Annotated in this window: 18 protein-coding genes; 6 read left to right on the top strand and 12 right to left on the bottom strand. The window is 51.9% G+C overall.

Annotated elements, in window-relative coordinates:
* Window positions 1-216: 216 nt before the first annotated feature.
* The 6 genes from HCH_RS34025 to HCH_RS34510 are packed head-to-tail and all read right to left on the bottom strand — an operon-like array spanning window position 217 to window position 4,358.
* Window positions 217-801 carry a hypothetical protein gene (locus HCH_RS34025; protein WP_148212681.1) on the bottom strand — a complete coding sequence of 195 codons (585 nt, stop codon included), beginning with the start codon at window positions 799-801 and terminating at the stop codon, window positions 217-219.
* Window positions 791-1,462 carry a hypothetical protein gene (locus HCH_RS28305; RefSeq protein WP_148212682.1) on the bottom strand — a complete coding sequence of 224 codons (672 nt, stop codon included), beginning with the start codon at window positions 1,460-1,462 and terminating at the stop codon, window positions 791-793. Before HCH_RS28305 ends, HCH_RS34025 begins: the two co-directional genes overlap by 11 nt.
* A 1-nt stretch (window position 1,463) precedes the next feature.
* Window positions 1,464-2,651, bottom strand: a complete 1,188-nt coding sequence (locus HCH_RS28310; protein WP_011399981.1) for a nucleotidyltransferase domain-containing protein — start codon at window positions 2,649-2,651, stop codon at window positions 1,464-1,466.
* Window positions 2,644-3,801, bottom strand: a complete 1,158-nt coding sequence (locus tag HCH_RS28315) for an SAVED domain-containing protein (RefSeq protein ID WP_041598988.1) — start codon at window positions 3,799-3,801, stop codon at window positions 2,644-2,646. The genes HCH_RS28310 and HCH_RS28315 overlap by 8 nt, the downstream gene beginning before the upstream one ends.
* A gap of 9 nt (window positions 3,802-3,810) precedes the next feature.
* Window positions 3,811-4,182: a metal-dependent hydrolase gene (locus HCH_RS28320; protein ID WP_041598989.1), complete on the bottom strand. Its 372-nt coding sequence runs from the start codon at window positions 4,180-4,182 to the stop codon at window positions 3,811-3,813.
* Window positions 4,182-4,358 (bottom strand): hypothetical protein, encoded by a 177-nt coding sequence (locus tag HCH_RS34510; protein ID WP_011399984.1) that lies wholly within the window; start codon window positions 4,356-4,358, stop codon window positions 4,182-4,184. The genes HCH_RS28320 and HCH_RS34510 overlap by 1 nt, the downstream gene beginning before the upstream one ends.
* Before the next feature lie 135 nt (window positions 4,359-4,493).
* Here HCH_RS34510 and HCH_RS28325 point away from each other — a divergent pair, with 135 nt between their 5' ends.
* Both HCH_RS28325 and HCH_RS28330 read left to right on the top strand, forming a co-directional pair.
* Window positions 4,494-4,814, top strand: a complete 321-nt coding sequence (locus HCH_RS28325) for a helix-turn-helix domain-containing protein (RefSeq protein ID WP_011399985.1) — start codon at window positions 4,494-4,496, stop codon at window positions 4,812-4,814.
* Window positions 4,814-5,731, top strand: a complete 918-nt coding sequence (locus HCH_RS28330; RefSeq protein ID WP_011399986.1) for an ImmA/IrrE family metallo-endopeptidase — start codon at window positions 4,814-4,816, stop codon at window positions 5,729-5,731. Before HCH_RS28325 ends, HCH_RS28330 begins: the two co-directional genes overlap by 1 nt.
* A gap of 52 nt (window positions 5,732-5,783) precedes the next feature.
* Here HCH_RS28330 and HCH_RS28335 read toward each other — a convergent pair whose 3' ends face one another.
* The 3 genes from HCH_RS28335 to HCH_RS28345 all read right to left on the bottom strand — a co-directional run bounded on the left by HCH_RS28335 (window position 5,784) and on the right by HCH_RS28345 (window position 8,526).
* The gene (locus HCH_RS28335) at window positions 5,784-6,947 is read right to left on the bottom strand and encodes a helix-turn-helix domain-containing protein (RefSeq protein ID WP_011399987.1); all 1,164 of its coding nucleotides are present in this window, start codon (window positions 6,945-6,947) and stop codon (window positions 5,784-5,786) included.
* Between the two features lies 1 nt (window position 6,948).
* Window positions 6,949-7,572, bottom strand: coding sequence for a hypothetical protein (locus HCH_RS28340; RefSeq protein ID WP_011399988.1), 624 nt, complete (start codon window positions 7,570-7,572; stop codon window positions 6,949-6,951).
* A 225-nt stretch (window positions 7,573-7,797) separates the two neighbouring features.
* Window positions 7,798-8,526, bottom strand: a complete 729-nt coding sequence (locus HCH_RS28345) for a glutathione S-transferase family protein (RefSeq protein WP_011399989.1) — start codon at window positions 8,524-8,526, stop codon at window positions 7,798-7,800.
* A 159-nt stretch (window positions 8,527-8,685) separates the two neighbouring features.
* Here HCH_RS28345 and HCH_RS28350 point away from each other — a divergent pair, with 159 nt between their 5' ends.
* Window positions 8,686-9,522 (top strand): helix-turn-helix transcriptional regulator, encoded by an 837-nt coding sequence (locus HCH_RS28350; protein ID WP_011399991.1) that lies wholly within the window; start codon window positions 8,686-8,688, stop codon window positions 9,520-9,522.
* On the opposite strand, the gene HCH_RS34030 is transcribed toward HCH_RS28350, so the two are convergent.
* Window positions 9,472-9,777, bottom strand: coding sequence for a hypothetical protein (locus HCH_RS34030; protein ID WP_011399992.1), 306 nt, complete (start codon window positions 9,775-9,777; stop codon window positions 9,472-9,474). The genes HCH_RS28350 and HCH_RS34030 overlap by 51 nt on opposite strands.
* A gap of 368 nt (window positions 9,778-10,145) precedes the next feature.
* Here HCH_RS34030 and HCH_RS28355 point away from each other — a divergent pair, with 368 nt between their 5' ends.
* The 3 genes from HCH_RS28355 (at window position 10,146) to HCH_RS28370 (ending at window position 14,447) form a co-directional block, all read left to right on the top strand.
* Window positions 10,146-11,420, top strand: a complete 1,275-nt coding sequence (locus tag HCH_RS28355) for a M24 family metallopeptidase (protein ID WP_238384941.1) — start codon at window positions 10,146-10,148, stop codon at window positions 11,418-11,420.
* Window positions 11,421-11,681: 261 nt separating this feature from the next.
* On the top strand, window positions 11,682-13,109 hold the full coding sequence (locus HCH_RS28365; RefSeq protein ID WP_011399994.1) for an aldehyde dehydrogenase family protein: 1,428 nt from the start codon (window positions 11,682-11,684) through the stop codon (window positions 13,107-13,109).
* A 36-nt stretch (window positions 13,110-13,145) separates the two neighbouring features.
* The gene (locus tag HCH_RS28370) at window positions 13,146-14,447 is read left to right on the top strand and encodes an amidohydrolase (RefSeq protein WP_011399995.1); all 1,302 of its coding nucleotides are present in this window, start codon (window positions 13,146-13,148) and stop codon (window positions 14,445-14,447) included.
* Window positions 14,448-14,473: 26 nt separating this feature from the next.
* Here HCH_RS28370 and HCH_RS28375 read toward each other — a convergent pair whose 3' ends face one another.
* Together HCH_RS28375 and HCH_RS28380 are read right to left on the bottom strand one after the other, a co-directional pair.
* Window positions 14,474-16,447 carry a BCCT family transporter gene (locus HCH_RS28375; protein ID WP_011399996.1) on the bottom strand — a complete coding sequence of 658 codons (1,974 nt, stop codon included), beginning with the start codon at window positions 16,445-16,447 and terminating at the stop codon, window positions 14,474-14,476.
* Window positions 16,448-16,655: 208 nt separating this feature from the next.
* On the bottom strand, window positions 16,656-17,555 hold the full coding sequence (locus HCH_RS28380; protein WP_011399997.1) for a LysR family transcriptional regulator: 900 nt from the start codon (window positions 17,553-17,555) through the stop codon (window positions 16,656-16,658).
* Between the last annotated feature and the right edge of the window lie 8 nt (window positions 17,556-17,563).

Below are 17,563 nucleotides of genomic sequence, written 5' to 3' on the forward strand. Positions count from 1 at the left end.
CTTTAAAAACAATGTGTTACATCGGAACAAAAACTAGCCACACAGCGTTTAGCGCAATTGTGTCCACAAAGTGTCCATATAGATTGTAATTATGGGCACTGATTACCACCCCTCCCTCAATGCCCACCTAAAAAGTTGTGCTTGTGCCATACTTGATATGTTGTTAATGGCAAGGGCTAACACTGATGTCTTACACTTGTACCTATACCATCCGCTTTAATATGACAGATGACGCAATAGAAGAGTTCGACATTCCTGCACATAGCTTGGTAGGCGTTGAGGGCGACCAATTAGAATATCTAGTAGAGATTGAGGTTGAAGACCCCGAACTGTCTTCGGAAAGTGCTGTGGACATTGCCTGCGAAAAGTTATCCAACACCACCCCGTTATCAGTCCGACAATAAGTAACGGAAGATAGCCAAATGCTTCACCCATAACCCCGGTACCACTTATAGTGAACTCCTCTGGCGCAAAATTTATACTTGGCCACCAACCGATCAGATTAAGAATGCCAGGAAGCATCAAAATACCTAACGAAAATATGGCTCCCTTCCTTCTATTCAGAACGTATCCCGCCGAAAGAGCTAACGGCAGTAATACGAAAACGAAATAGGCGGTTATAAAAAATGCAGGAACAAGTGCAGCTTGAGCAGGAGACCAATAACTTTCGACAATCTTGCCGGAGCCATCAAACTCAAGAAAATTTGATGAAGATAATCCATATCCCTCTAGTGATTGCTGGATGTTATAAGCGGCCCCGTAGAACATCTGAATATACGGCTTGATAAACTCATTGATCACTATATACCCTCAACTTACCTTGACTTTCTAATGAATCCAAAATAATTCTAACTTCCCGAATCATTCGGCTTTTAAACGGTGATTTCGCAATTTTCTTGGATTCAGCAGGATGGCAGCGTAAGGCCTTTTTCCCGCTTCCGCAGGCACATTTTTCATGAGGCCTGTAACCGTCTACTAACAAACCAATCACGCCGCGCAGTACAGAGTTCACATTTTTTGTATTGAAGAGGTCTAGGTAGTACTCCAAATAGCCTTTTGCACCGTGACTCCTCTCTCCATACGGCATTTCTTGAAACTTTTCCCAATAACAATAACTGTACAAGTACGGGATCAGCAGGTTATCGACAAAACCAAGAAGGCTTGGGTCATTACTAAGCACTTCATTAATATCCAGCGGAAGTGCAAGACAGAAACTCCCATCAATGTTGACATGAGTAAAATCCTTGTTTATTCGACACCCAGCCTCCCAAACCACTGGATGAGCGTCAGGAAACTCATGGGGAATAAACATCTCAACATCGAATACGTCGGAAATTTCGCGGCCTCCAAATGAGGCCTCAAAAGCCACTGATCCGGAGACAGTTACACCAAACTTTGACTGATTCGTCTCGCTCAAACCTGGGTAAAATTGAATCAGCTCTTGAATCTGCTCCTGAAGCAACCTAACTGTTCCTCCAGGGTTTTGGGGCTGCCGATATGCTCACATTCCTTACTGGTGGAGGAACCACTTTTGGTGTGCTATTGGGTAGGTATTTGTTAGCAATTGCATTATCAAAGAGACCTTCCATTTTCTTCTTAAAAACAGCATCACCAGATTTGGCTGCACTAACAAAGTCCTCTTTAAGCATTTCTACCCATTGAAAAAAGGCTTTTGCCCTGGCATTGCCATCTTCATGCCATCTGTCAGCAAAATTCTCATCGGGGTTAACAGGATTTCCGATATACCAGGTTCCGTCAGGCAATCTGTGGATGATCTTTTGGTTGGAAAAATTTGCACTTACTTCTCGTCCATGCAGTAAAGGAATATGAGCATCAAGGCTTAATATGATATTTTGCAATGCCTGCAAAACATCACTTTCATTCTGGTAAAGGTGTACTGCGATCGTTGTAATGATCATTGAGATTGGTGCGCATTTCCAGTTAGCTCGATCGCTAAACCTTACATCCCTATGTCGCTTTAGTAGCTGTATTGCACGTTGCAACGGCGTCCTTACCAGAAGATCGGGCACATCTTCAATAGAGGCATAAGTATCTTGAAAATTTAATGAAATAGACCGCTTCTGACGCAGCGCATCGCGTTCGAATGCTACTCGGTTTCGATGCTTGAACCATTCCGCATACCCTTTTGGGTCGCTGGAACACCATTCGTACCCATCGTCGATCTTGCTGGTAATTGAAATCGTTGTTTGAGACACACCCGTCGGGGACAGCACAGATGGAAGCACATCCATATGAAAGCCGACACCATCTTGTTCTGCATAGTTCAATGTCCAACACCGCTTACCCTCTTTATCCAGCATCTGCCGATAACGCTCGTGTTCTTTTAATCTGTTACCCACCAGATGTTTGGTCTCTTCTGCATCAGAAGATGTAACTGCAGCGCCTAATTCACAAACAAGGTCTATATCGTAGTCCTGATCTTTATGGTCCTTATAGGGGCGAATCACCGTGCCAAGCCGGAAAGAACCTTGAGGGTATATGCACACCCCTTCAATCTGACCATTATATTCTCCACTTTCCAACCAAGTGCCGACCGCTTCATATCGAGAAACAGCCTGCTTATATTTACTTGGTGGTATATCAAGTGCTTCTGCCGCTTTTTCCAAGAAAATACTGTACTGCTTACTCATCAAAACCATCCTCCAAACCAATGTCGACAGCCTTAATGAAGCCATCACGTTTTTTACTCTGATCATAAATACGAAGTGAAAGATCGGCCTTCGGCATATGAACTCGTCCGAACTCAATTGCGGCAGAAACCGGCATCGCTGGAAATACATGGAGAACTTTCCGATCACCAGCAAGCCTTTTAATCTGATCGAGAACAACTCGGATCTTATCGCGCAACATAATTAGCTGAGCTTCAGTGCGTATCAGATCACGATGAGGAGAGTCAACAGTCAATGTCCAGATGGAAACATCATCACCAAGGACACGATAAATTCGATCATTGTTGATTGAGGCACTTAGCGATAGGTTAATCGCTATTTTTTCACCTGGTTTTTTCGGCACTTCAAGGATAAAGTGCAATTCAGACTCATTATTCTGCCATTTCCATGTTTGTGGCTCTCGGTGCCTTTGGAATACTCTTATTTCTGGAATATCGGTAAGGAGCGATCCTAGTTTCATCAGCAGTGGCTGTGGGGCAAGGCCAAAAATGGACAAGTGCGATATAGCTCCGGAAGTGATCCCTGGCTTTACCTTTTCGTTAAAGGCTTTCGCAAGGTGTTTGCTTTCCAAGTCCCAATAGAAGTCGTCGTGATCCTGAAAATTGCTGTTTTTTAAACTGATTTCCAATGGTAGGTTACTTGCTGGATAGTAATCAGGAATCATAGCCGCCGCTGTATTTTCAAAATGCAGTACAGCGCCTTGATCACCAATATTGGCGCCATATAGGAGTAGGTGAGATTTCATGTTTTGCTCAACCGAAGTCACCAACTCAACTCGATGCTCATGTTGCCTTTTCATACCCTGGAGCAACTGAACAGAGAACGTGTCCCCATCTAAATCATCATCAATCAGCTTGTGGCAGCCATGACAAACAAGCATCAGGTTGTCGATACTATTGATATCTTCCTCTGCGATGCCTTCATTTCCTCGTGGCCCATCATCGCTGAATGACCAAATATGTGCTTTCTGTGCAATGTTTGCTTGCAGATTGGTTGCTTCGTTTTTCCAAAGCGGCTTATTACAACCGCGAAACTGGCAACGGCCAGCCGCAACACCCCAAAGCATGTTTTGCACCTGTGGCTTAATGTTTCTGGCTGGCTTAGCTCCCATAATCACACCTCAACCAAGCTTGCCTAATACCGGTAACGAGCGTGGTGTTGCGGCATCACACAGCAAGTGGCTAACGTAGGCACATCCAGCAATCAACCCCAGACCTCTGAGGCATTTCTGTACCCCGTCATCAGGATGCCAGTCATACATTTGCTTTAGCCCAAACCCCAAGGTTATCAAAACCAATATGCTGTGGCAGAACTGACGATGATGTGGGTTGCCGAGTGAAGGTTCCAGAATATCTGGAACCTTTCCGAATAGGGCTCCCAACGCTATGCCAGTACCTGGATGGTGACTTACTTTGTGTTTTTTCTGGTCCGCAAGCACAACGGTTAAGCCAACCGCTGCACCCACGGCCAAATGCGTCTTACCACTGGCCATTATTTTTTCTCCTTACGGACACCTTTAAATGGTGTTTTGTCAGTCGTTTTAACATCCATAAAGCGGCCAGTATCAGCATCACGCTTTACCCAGTGGCCACTGGGAGTCTGAGTTTGAGAGCGATCACGAACTGCACCATTGCGGTGGCCATCGCCTTTGGGAGGATTTGTTGCCATTTTTCTTCCCCTAAAATATAAACATACAAAAAGTTCAATATACAGAACCTAATATATGGTCCTTAAATTATCTTTTCAAGCATTTTTTGTATGTCTATAATGAACTTTTAAGATTTAGCCTAAGGAGACAATTCTGTGGCCAACCTATTAGGAGCAAAAATCAAAGAGCTCCGCAAGAAAAAAGGCCTTACATTAGAACAACTTGCGGAAAAAACTGGGTCCGGCAAGAGCTACATTTGGGAGATTGAAAACAAGGGGGTAAAACGCCCGTCAGCAGAGAAACTTACCCTGATTGCTAAAGCATTAGATGTAACAACAGAGTTTCTTGTCGATAATTCACAGGCTGAAATCACCGAGGATCAGGAAAAAGAGGTCTTTTTCCGCAAACTGGGTGGATTGGATAAAGGTGACCGAGACAAGATCATGGATATGATAGATGCCTGGAGCAAGAAATAATGTCTGAAGAGAAGCGCCCCCTGAAAGAAGCGAATAGGCTTACCAAGCTTTTAGACATGGGCCTTTCTGATTCTGATCGCTTTCCTGTTGATGTGAAAAGGGTTGCGCTGGAGTTAACCCCCTCATTTAATCCAGACCCAATAACTGAAGTTCAAGGTGGCAGCATCGGAAAAATTGATGGCGTACTCGCTCGGCATGAAACCAAGAATGAATGGGCAATTTTCTATAATACCGATGTTGAACATCAAGGTAGACAAAACTTCACCTTGGCGCACGAGCTAGGACACTATATGGTTCATCGGCACAACCGAGCGTCAGGACGCTTCGAATGTGGTGAGAACGACATGCTAGGCAAAGATCAAACAACCGTTGATATTGAGGCTGAAGCAAATGCATTTGCCGCCTTTTTATTAATGCCCGCACACGATTTCCGAAAACAGGCAGACAATCAACCCTTCTGCTTTGACCTAATGTCTCATTGCGCAGATCGATACGGAGTGTCATTAACTGCTGCAGTACTAAGATGGCTGGAGTTTACAAAAAAGAGAGCCATTGCATTGCTATCAGAAGAAGGCTTTATGCATTGGTCAAAATCGAGCAATAAAGCCTACAAGTCGGGCAGGTACTTCCCAACAAGGAAAAGATGTATTGAAATTCCAGAAAACTCAGCCGCTGCCAGGGAGTGCTATGACCCAAACGCTAGGAATGGGTTACAGCACGGCCCTGGAATATGGTTCTCTGATGAAGAGGTCATTGAGCACAGCATCTACTCCGAGGAATATGGAAAAACGTTAACGGTGTTGATCCTTAGTGACACTGTGGTTTACACAACAAAAAGCGAAGATAACGAAGAGGAAGCCCTGCTCACGGATACCTATTCAAACTTCATTAAGAATGGGCAACTTCCTTATAAATGATTTAGATTGCTGAGCGACAGGAAAAAGCTGCCACCCAAGTAGCATGAAAAATCTATGTAACTAACTTCAAACTTGGCCGAGGTCTTTGAGTCCGATCTACTTGAGAGTTGCCGCTCAAAGCATTCAACATTAAGCCAAAGGTAAGCTCATCCAGCTCTTCCGGCTGAACCAGCAGCTCCCTAGCAACATCACTTTTTGATATGCCGTCTTCACGAAGGCTAGCAAATACCTTTTTGAGTACTTGCGATGTTTCAAAAGGTGAAGGTTCCGGCTCGTGATCCCGTCCTAATTTGGCCAAATCAATACATAGCGTTCGATAGGTCCAATCGGTTGTCAGGTTGAGCGAATGAAGCCGATAGTTAAGTGCGGCAGTAGACACATTCCAGTATTTTTTATGGGAGATGAGGCTTTTTAAAGTCGCCGATCTCGGCGCATTGGCCAGAACACTCCTACGCGGCATCAAAAAGGCCGACGCAAAGGCATTTGCTTCTTTTTCCGCTTCTTGCCCTTGGGGAGCACCGTGACGATGCATAACCAAATGGCCGAGTTCATGTGCCGCATCAAAACGGCATCGTTCCGCTGTTTTCTTGGTGTTGAGAAATACAAAAGGAATGTCGCCATACCACATGGAAAAGGCGTCAACTTCCCTGGCATCAACAGATAGCGAGAAGACACGCACCCCCTTAACTTCAAGCAATGCGATCATGTTTTTGATTGGCAGCTCACCTAAATCCCAGTAGCGGCGCAACATTTCAGCAGCAGCTTCCGGGTCATTGCTTTGGCTCCCGCTTGGGTACTGGTCTCCTTCAGACGATTGCTGACCTTTATCCGTTTTTGACCTTTCATCCAAAGAGATTCTGTAATCCTCAGGAAAATCTGGCGTAGGCAAATCAAATTTGTTTTCGATCCATTGGTTCAAAAGTAACGCAACAGATCCGGCAGAAAGCGCGATATCTCTTTGGGCAGCAGTCATTTTGGTAAGCGCACGAAAGCTAGCCACCTCAACGGGTAGCTCTTCTACGTCATCAGCAAAGAAAAATTCGACCGGAAAACGGAGTGCGCTCGCGATCTTTTCAACAGTCTGGCTTTCAGGCACGGTTTGACCGCTCTCATAAGCAGTAATCGACCGATCTGTTACACCCACTTCTTTCGCCAATGCCCGCTTTGTTAGCCCTCGGCGCTTTCGCGCGAGAGCAAAACGAGTATTGTTAAACATGTTATGCCTTCTTCTTGATAGGTACTTCTATATCTGGCAAATCAGGTGCTTGAATTTCGATTGAGTCATCATTCAACGGCATGCTCGGTAAAATAATGCGTTCTTTCCAGCCATTGATCTTGCCATTAGATATGCTGGATGGCAGTGAGAGCTCGCAACGCACCTCATCAGTAGCCAAATGCATCAGCAATACCCACGTTGTAAGGCCTTGAATATCTTCAATTGCAGGTAATAGCTCACTGAACATGTCCAGCTGATTGTTGGTCTCAACGGCTTCAGCCGTATTTACACCCTTAGGGCACTTATTTGAAGGCGTCGCCCCGATCATGCCGGTTGCTTCATCGCCAGTAGTAACGACAATGGCCAAACCTGCTTTCTGATTCACAGAGAGTTCGTAGTTGCCTTTATCCTCTTTAATCCAACCATGGGATATAAGCTGCTCTCTCAAAACTGCAACGACTTCTGCCCACATGATGATCCCGCGAGCGATTCGAGGGTGATTACTCGTGGTGCGAGACCGTGCAAGGTAACCTTGCCATACGGACTCTGTGAGTGCAGTCATCGGAATACCCAGCTGGGATAACCGATCCAGGGCATTTTCTTCAGTATGTAGTTGGTCGTTCATTCAGCCGTCTCCGGGATAAAGCTTCAGTCTTCCGGTTTTTATACCTCAAATGAGGTTAAAAAACAAGAAGAGCCTTCATCCTACCCCCTGGATCTACTGGTAGATTACACGGCTCCCACATGTAACACCCCATATGCCGTCTGAATGGCGTTTTTCAGCACCCACTTGGATAGTCCAGTTTCTTCCTTCAGAACCCGATACGCCTCCTTGCGGGACCTGGTATGGTCAGCATAGCGATCGTCGGTAAAGAACTGGAGTGCCGCAGCCTGGGCGCGGTAGCGTCTGATCAACTGCTCCGGCTTTTGACGGCTTGGCGCCCAGTACTGGAGTTAAATCCGGCTCTGCTTTTTGCATGGCTCGCTGATATGCTGGCCGTGCGCCGATACGTTGCAGGTAGGCCAAGATATTTGGGTATTGTGAGAGGTCGTAGGGTTTAAACAGTCTCATCGTGGTGAGTGAGAAGATGATCATGATATCTGCGGCGGTCAGGGTGTCACCGGTGAGGTAGTCTGATTCGCCCAGTTTCTTTTCCATCATGGATAGCATCAATTGGAAGCGTTCTTTGGCCATCGCCAGAGGAGCGTTGTTACCTGAGGCGTCGACGCGCTCCAGCGATAGCATTCTTAATATAAGCGCCTGAAACGTTCCGTTGGCGAAGTGGAGCCAATACAGATAGTCGGTGTAGCCGGGCGCTCCTGGCTTAATCGTCATGCCGCCGCGGCCATAGACCTCCACCAGATATTCTATGATGGCCCCGGACTCGCCGAGCACAAGGTCGCCGTCAGTAATGACCGGCGCCACGCCGAGGGGATGCAGGGATTTATAGTCCGGCGGAGCCATCTTGTTATCCGCACGGCGTTGATAACATTTCAGTTCGTAGTCGAGCTTAAGTTCCTCGCAAAGCCAGACGATTCTCTCCGACTGGGAGAGACCTAAATGATGTATAGTCAGCATGTCCTTCGTTTTCCTATATGTCTGTTGAGATAAGCTTGATCTGATGATACAGAAGTATATTTGCGACACCTGCGCCGAGACGTTCATAAGCTGTGCTCAAACGATCAATGCGTTTTAGGCGCTTGAGCGCAGACATATAAAACCTATCCCGCGGACCGAATGAACACAGACACTTCTATTAAACGGACAGTGATCTCCAGAGAAGGCGTTGGGACCACAGCGTCGATCCTTACGCGAAATGATCTGTTCATAGGAAAATTCGTCACCGATTACCCAACGTTTATCTTGGTGAAGCGTGGGAAAAAGACTTTGTACTCAGGGGAGCGACGCGTCGCCCTGCTTCCAGGCGACGCCGTCGCTATCGCAGCAGGCGCCGCCTGCGACGTTCAGAATGAAACAGACGAAGGTCTGTTCGAGGCCGATTGGATTGTTTGCGCACGTAACATTATTTGCGGAATAGAGCCCAGGTTTCCAAAGCATAAAAAAGTGCAAAGCATTGTTTCCCTGCAAGGACTGGGAAAAGAGTTCGCCCTCACCTTCGAGCGTGGTCTGCAAGCTATAAAGGAACCGCAGGCAACACCAGATTTAGTTGCAGAACATCGAGTGTGCGAACTTTTACAATGGTTAGCGAATGCGGGATACGTCTTTAGATCCAATGAGCGAGCGGATATTCAGCGAAAAGTACGTTTACTGATTGGCGCGGAGCCGGACAAGAAGTGGTCCTCGCAAGATATTGCCGAATCGCTGGCCCTGAGCGAGGCGACGCTTAGACGCAAACTGGCGAAAGAAGGAAATGCATTCAGCGAGATACTTGTGGATGTTCGGATGTCTTTAGCCTTGTCATTGCTGCAGTCAACCGACGCCGCCATCGCCAGTATCGCCTATCAAGTCGGGTATGAGTCAGCTTCGCGCTTCTCTGTGCGATTCAAGCAACGTTTTGGCTTCTCACCAACGGCTATCCGAAACGGGAAGGCGACTGGACAGGGAAGTTTGTAAGTCACTCCCCCGTCTCAAGCCAAAAGCCAAATCACCAATCGGGCTCCCCTCCTCGCCATCGTTCAGCACCCGTACGCCCCAGAGTTTGTCGCTGTCAGGAATCGGGCCCGGCTCTTTGTATTCGCCGGCGCGAACGTAAACGGTCTCCCCCGCCACCGCTGTGGCGGCCGCTTTTTGCAGCGTCTTCCAGGGGCCGGTTCCGCCTTCTGAGGTCAGATGACCATCGTTGGCGTCGTCGCCGGTCGGGGCTGACATAGCGCGCCCCCGAGACAATCTCAACCTCTTCAGGGCCTGAATCGCCGCCATTGCCAGGCGCATCGCTGGCAGCGTCGCCCACGCCCTCACTTCCTCCGCCACAGGCGCTCAACGTGAAACACATCAAAGCCGCCAAGCTCAGTTTCTTATTTTTCATCAAACTTCCCCATAAAAACTCCGTTAGAGGGGCAGTCTAGTGAATCGAACTCCTCCATCGGATAGTTGATTGGATCTCGGCTGATTGTATGTCCTGCTTTCCTCATAAATTGAATTCTCCCACATTGACTTCTACAGTGGGGGTAAGAGGTATGCCGGAGGAAAGGACAAACAGGCGCGAATCTGGGTCATCGATATTTGCAGGAGGAGTTATGATGGATAACGTCAGCGGTCGTTATTTCAAAGACGCCGAGTACCAACGTCGACGCACTCAGGTGAGAGCCGGCATGGCGTCGCGGGGCCTGGACGCCTGCCTGATCGCCAGTCCCGAAAACATTTATTACCTCACCGGCTTGGATCATCAAGGTTACTTCGCCTGCCAGTTATTGATCCTGCCCGCTAACGGCCAGCCTGTACTCATCACCCGCGCCATGGAGAAAGCCACTGTGCGCGACCAGGCGCCGGACGTCACGCATATTGGCTATACTGACGGCAGTGAGCCGCCTCCCGGAGACGATGAAGTCGCGATTTCCGAAGACACTTGGTCTATGACTATGGGAGCGCCAACTCGGGACGCCACCCGTAAACGCCCCAATCTGATGCCGACCGCCGCGGTGAGAGAGACCGTTAAAGCCTTGCATGACACGGGGCTGGGACAAGGCGTCATCGGCATCGATATGAACAGCACCTTTCTGCCCTACTCCATTGCGGAAGGCGTCATGAACGGCGTTCCTGATGCAGAGTGGCGGCAACTGGACAACCTGGTGGACGACGTACGCATCGTTCAGTCCCCTGCAGAATTAGAACTCACGCGGGAAGCCGCCGCCATCTCCGACTCCATGATGCTCTCCGCCATCGCCGCCGCAGGACCTGGGGTGAACGCCCGGGAAATCATGGCTGCAATTTATGACGCCATGTTCCGCCGCGGCGGCACTTATCCCGGATTCGTGCCCCTGGTGCGCTCAACCCGCACTCTGGCTCACGAGCACGGCACGTGGGAGGACATGGCGCTGGAGCGGGGCGACCTGTTGTTTCTGGAAATGGCGGGCTGCGTGCGCCGCTACCATGCGCCTATCGGCCGCTTCGTATTTGTCGGCGAAGCGCCCAAGGAAGCGCAACGGGTCAATACTATTTGCCGAGAAGCCATGCTGGCCGCCGCAGACGCCATCAAACCCGGCGTACGGGCCGGAGATGTATACGAGACCTGGCAGGCTGTGCTGGATCGCAACAATCTGGCGCACTATTCCCGTCATCACTGCGGTTACTCCATCGGCATCGGCTACCCGCCAAGCTGGTCCGGCAGCGGCGTGCCTGTGGGGCTTCGTCGTAATTCCGACTTACAGCTGCGGGAGGGCATGACCTTTCACCTGATGAGCTGGCTGCTCAACTCCGGCCTCGGCGACGCTTTCTTATCCGACACCGTGGAAGTCACCGCCAGCGGCTGCGAATTTTTAACCACAGTCAGCCGCGAAGTGTTGTATCGTTAACAAAAGTTGCGGACGCCTTCGGCGTCCGTTGACAGACCACAGGGAAGAAAGCAACGGCGGCTCATGACAAGTCCGCCGGAAAATGGAGACGTCCGTGAACGCTACGCCTCAAGGCTACAGCCAAAATCTTACTCAGTTCCCGCCCCAACCGGATTGGGAATGCAGCACTGTCCGTTTCTTCACTTCTATTGACACCACCCACTCAGACATCGACCGCTTTACAGAAGTAAACGGCGGAATGGCAAAGCAGGAGGCCTCGCAATGAGCATGATTGAAGTCTACAACCCCTTCACCCGTGAACTGGAGTTCTCGCAACCCTCAGAGTCCTTCGAGGCGGTGAGCGCACGCATTAACGACGCACAAGACGCCTCCTATTACTGGCGCAGATTTAAGCCGGAGGAGCGCGCCGAGCATGTGATGAGCGCCCTGGACTACTTCCGGCGCCATCGCGGCGATATCGCCAGGAGCATCACCCGGGAAGTCGGTAAGCCTCTGAAGGCCGCGGGAGAAGAGCTGGATTTCATGCTCGAACGCGCGGAGTACCTCTGTCGCTTCGCCAAAGACGGGGCCTTGCTGCCAAGCCGGCATCCCGAGTATGACGACGCCAGTTTTGAAGGCCGCATTGAGTGTCGCGCCAAAGGCGTGGTCTACATCATTACGCCCTGGAACTACCCTCTGTTCTGCGCCATCAACGGCGCTGTCTGCGCCCTGCTGAGCGGCAGCGCCGTAGCGCTTAAGCACACCACCGCCCCGTCCGTCGGCGCTCACTTTGAAAAAGCCTTCGGCGTCATGGCCGGCATTGAGAACCTGCTCGTCAATGTCACCGTGGATTTCGATGTTTCCGCACGCATCATAGAAGAAGCCGACATCAACCATGTGGTTTTCACCGGATCGGTAAAAGGCGGGCGCGCCATTCAACAAAGCGTCGCCAAACGCGCGTTCAACGACGTAGCTGATCCATTCATCGCCTGTTCTCTGGAGCTCGGAGGCAGCGACGCCGCTTATATCGCCGAAGACGCAGATCTTGATGACGCCGCTTTCTGGGCAGTGAGAATCGGACGCCTGCACAACTCGGGACAATCCTGCTGCGCCGTCAAGCGCATCTATGCCCACGCCAGCATCTACGACGCTTTTCTGGACAAAGCGCTAGCCATCATGGAAGAGCAGAAATGCGGCGATCCTATGGAGGAGTCAACAACCTTGGGCCCCCTGCATGGCGGCGAGCCGACGGTGAACAATCTGCTGGCGATGACGCAGGAAGCGCAACGGGACGGAGCCCGGCTATTGTCTGGCGGCGCCACAGAGCGCATCGGCGTCGTCAATTTCCTCAAACCTACGTTGCTGGCTGACGTAAAGCCAGACATGCGCGTCTTGCAGGAAGAAACCTTCGGCCCTGTTCTACCGGTGATGTCTGTCAGCAACGATGATGAAGCCATTGAACAAGCGCTGAATAGCGCCTATGGTCTGACCTCTTCTATCTTCACGACGTCCCGGCAGCGCGCCGAGCAGTACATCACGGCCATGGAAACCGGCACTGTTTTCGTCAACCGCTGTAATTTCGTGGATGCGCGCCTGGGGTGGATAGGCCAGCGCAGTTCCGGCAATGGCTCACTGGCGCTGGCGCCGGAAGGACTTCAGGCCTTCAGCGCCCGTAAATCCGTCAATCTGGACCCAAGCAAGCTGCGCTGATGCGCCGCCTTTCCTATCACCATCAATGAGGCCCCTATGAGCGGTTTTCCCGATTTCCCAAACTCAGCGCAGCAGGAAACGCTGAGCGCCATACGACGCAGTTTTCATCGCGAACCTGAACTGTCCTGGACCGAGTTTCGCACCAGTGCGCGTTTATGCGCGGAACTGACGGAACTGGGTTTCAAGATTCAGTACGGCAAGGACTTGTATGGCGAACGCACGCCCTCCAATCCGCCCGAAGCGGAGGTCTCGCGACAGGCTTATGCTCGCGCCGAAGCCGCCCTGGGGAGAAATAATTCTTATCTCACCGCTATGGCGGGCAATCGCACTGGACTCTGCGCCACCCTGGAGGGAGGCCACCCTGGTCCGGTGTGGGGGTTCCGTTTCGATATCGACGCCTTACCCATCCAGGAAAGCCGCGACCACTCGCACCCTCCCGCCGCGCAAGGGTTCGCCTCGGACAACCCCGGCGTCATGCACGCCTGCGGCCATGACGGACATCTGACCATCGGACTGGGACTCGCGCAGCGCCTTGCCGCCACGCGAGAACAATGGTGCGGCCGGGTTCACCTGTTTTTCCAGCCCGCAGAGGAAGTCGGCGGCGGCGGGGTCGTCTTCGCGGACCTGCCGCAATTACATGAGGTAGAGCGCTTCATGACCCTGCACCTGGGTATCGTCGACGCCTATCAGATCATCTGTGACGCCACCTGGATTTGCGCAAAGATCTACGACGTCCGGTTTCGAGGACGCGCCAGTCACGCCGGCAATGCGCCGCAGGATGGACGCAACGCCTTATTGGCCGCTTGTCAGGCGGTCCAGGGGTTATACGCCCTGCCGCGACATAGCGGCGGGTTGTCGCGAATCAATGTCGGACGCTTCCATTCCGCCAACGCCCATAATGTCATTGCTGACGATGTGTATTTCCGCTATGAAGTGCGCGGCGCCAATAACGATGTCGCCGATTATATGGCGCAGCAGGCGGAGCAAGTATTGGGCGGCGCGGCGATGATGAATGGCGTGGAATATGAGAAAACCACCTTCGCCGAATTCTCGGGTTGGCCTAACAGCCCGGAACTGGCGGAAAAAGTGGAGAAGGTTGCGCGCGATTTGGGGCTGCCGGAGGAATTACTGCAACGCCCTTATCTGGTTCCCGCCAGCGAAGACGCCGGCTACATGGTGCGGCGGGTGCGGGACCAGGGCGGTCTGGCCACCCATCTGATATTGGGTTGTCCGGTAGGAGACGGACACCACAGCTGCGCATTTGATTTTGACGAGCGTTTGCTGCCCTGGGGCGTGGAGCTGTTTTATCGGATGGTGGCCGACGGCGAGAAGGAATAACCTCGCCGTCGGCGCAGACAGTGCGATTAACGCAGCAGATGCAGGAAGTGCATGTGTTTGTGGTACTGGTCGATGATGTCGTTGATTACCGCGACTTTGCTCCAGCCCATCACATCGTAGTCCTGCCCGCCTTCGCGCAAATGCACTTCGGCGCGGTAGTAGCGCACCTCTTCCGGCGCGTCCTCAATGGACTCTTCCGGTTGAATGAAGTTCGGCTTCACATGAGAACGACTGCGCACCTCGTAAACGAAGTCCACCTCGTTGCCCAACAACACTGTCAGTCGCACGCGATGGCGTTCTCGGTCCTCTTCCACATGCGCGTCCAGTTCATGCTCCCGCAGCTCTTTGCAAACGGACTCACAGGCGGGCTTGGCGATGCTTCCCAAAAAGCGATTGACGTTCTCCTTATCCGGGTAGTCGACAATATTGGACAAGCGGTCGCGCCAGTTTTCATCATGCACCATGGGCGCCGCCGGCTGCACATTGAGCTGCAGACTGTCCCGTTTGAATGCGTCAATGCGCAGGGCTTTGATCAGACCATAAGTGGCGATCAGCAACACCACAGCGAACGGCAGCGCGCTGGCGATGGTCATGGTCTGCAATGCGCCCAGGCCGCCCGCCGCCAACAGCACCGCGGCGACCACGCCCTCGCCGCCGGCCCAATAGACTCGCTGCCACACAGGCGTATCGTCACGCCCATTGGAGCAGAGCATATCCACCACCATGGAACCGGAGTCCGAGGACGTCACGAAGAACACAATCACCATCACTGTCGCCAATAGCGACAATATGCCTGAGAAAGGGAATTGCTCGAGAAACGCAAACAACGCAATGGTGACGTCGCTGGACACCGTATCTCCCAGTGACGTCAGGCCGTCATTAAGAATCATATTAATGGCGGTGTTGCCGAAAAAGGTCATCCACATCAGGGTGAACCCCGTGGGAACGAACAGTACGCCCATGGCGAATTCGCGGATGGTGCGTCCACGGGATACCCGCGCGATAAACAGCCCCACAAACGGCGCCCAGGACATCCACCAGCCCCAGTACAGAATCGTCCAGCCACCGATCCAATCGGTTTTCTCATAAGCGAACAAATTAAAGGTGTTGCGTACGATATCGGAAGCATAGGAACCCAGGTTCTGCACAAACGCTTGCAGCAGAAACACCGTGGGTCCAGCCAGTAGCACGAAGGCCAACAGAAGCACCGCTAACGCCATATTCAATTCGGACAGGCGGCGAATGCCTTTGTCGAGCCCGGTGGTGACGGAAAGTATCGCCAGGAACGTCACGAAGACAATCAACACCACCTGCGTCGTCAAACCCACAGGAATATCAAAGAGATGATTCAAGCCGGAATTCACCTGCAACACGCCGTAGCCCAGAGAGGTAGCCACGCCAAACAGGGTGCCGATGACGGCGAAGATATCCACGGCATGGCCGATAGGGCCGTATATTTTCTCACCAATCAACGGATACAGAGCGGAACGCAGCGTCAGCGGTAAACCGTGGCGATAGCTGAAGAACGCCAGGATCAGCGCCACAATGGCGTATATCGCCCAGGCATGCAGGCCCCAGTGGAAAAAGGTGATTTTCATGGCTTCGCGAGCCGCCTGCACTGTACCGCCGTCGCCGACTGGCGGCGACAAAAAGTGCATCACCGGCTCCGCCACGCCGAAGAACATCAGGCCGATGCCCATACCGGCGGAAAACAACATGGCGAACCAGGTGATGTAGGAATAATCCGGAGTGGAGTGATCTGGACCCAGTTTGATCTCGCCATAACGGGACAACCCGAGAAAGCAGACAGTGATCAAAATGATCGCCACTGTCAGCACGTAAAACCAACTGGCGTTGGCGACAATGGCCGCCTGCAGCTCAGTGAACAACTCGCTGGCTTTCTCAGGGAAGAGCGCCGCAAAGGCCACCAGCAATACAATCAGTCCAGAGGAGGTAAAAAAGACAGGGGGATTTAAACGCGCTTTCGGGCTCCCATTCATAATGTGTCCTTAAGTCGTCGTGCATTTGATTCGATAAGGTCGCAGGACGCGCATCCCACGAGCCTTAGAGTTACCTAGCAATCGCAGTGCGTCAGAGTCAGGTCCAACGTCTTCCGCGATCATGTAGACAGGTTGTTCAACAACCAATTACGCGTGCCTAAACAGGCGCTTTACCCTGCCTAGTATACCTCATCGGGCGCGCCTATGCTCAGACGCAGACCGTCTTGACCAGTTCGCCCACCCAATCAATGAAGACGCGCACCCGCCGTGACAGTTGCCGCCGGTGGGGATACATCGCATAAATCTGCATGGCTTCCGCTCTGGCGTTCGGTAGCACTTCCACCAGATCTCCTGACTGCAACAGATGCCGCACATCGTATTCCGGCGCCTGCAGCAGCCCCATGCCCGCCAACGCGCAGGCTACATAGGTCTCCGCATTGTTCACCGTCACCCAGCTGCGCATCTCCACATAATGCAACTCCCCATCCTGCACATATTCCCAGGGCTCAGCGCGTCCGGTATTGGGTGAAGCAAATCTGACCGCCCGGTGCTCGCTCAAATCATCCGGGGTCTGCGGTGCGCCGTAACGCGCCAAATAGGCAGGACTGGCGCAGTTCACCAACTCCATTTTTCCGAGAGGTCTGGCCACCAGACTGGCGGAACCGGGATCGCCCACCCTCACGACGCAGTCGACGCCTTCCTGAATCAGATCGACAGTACGATCCGTCGCCCCCAGCTCCAGCTCAATTTCTGGATAGCGTTCAAAAAAATCCGGCAACGCCGGCGCTATTACCCGAGAGCCAAAGCGACTGGGAACATCCACTTTCAATTTCCCGCTTACCCTCGCCCCAGGCTCGCGAAACATGCTTTCAATCTCTTCGATTTCCGTCAGCAAGTGACGGCAGCGCTCCAACAAGGCGGCGCCATCATGGGTCAGGCTGACGCGGCGAGTGGTGCGATGAAGCAAGCGTGCGCCGAGGCTGGCCTCCAGTTTCTGCACTACGGAAGAGACAGTGGAGCGAGGCAGCTCGCACAAGTCCGCCGCCCGGGTAAAGCTACCGGTTTCCGCCACCCGGGCGAACACCTGCAATGCGTCGATCCTATCCATACCCGCCC

The sequence above is a fragment of the Hahella chejuensis KCTC 2396 genome (assembly GCF_000012985.1).
Lineage (GTDB): Bacteria > Pseudomonadota > Gammaproteobacteria > Pseudomonadales > Oleiphilaceae > Hahella > Hahella chejuensis.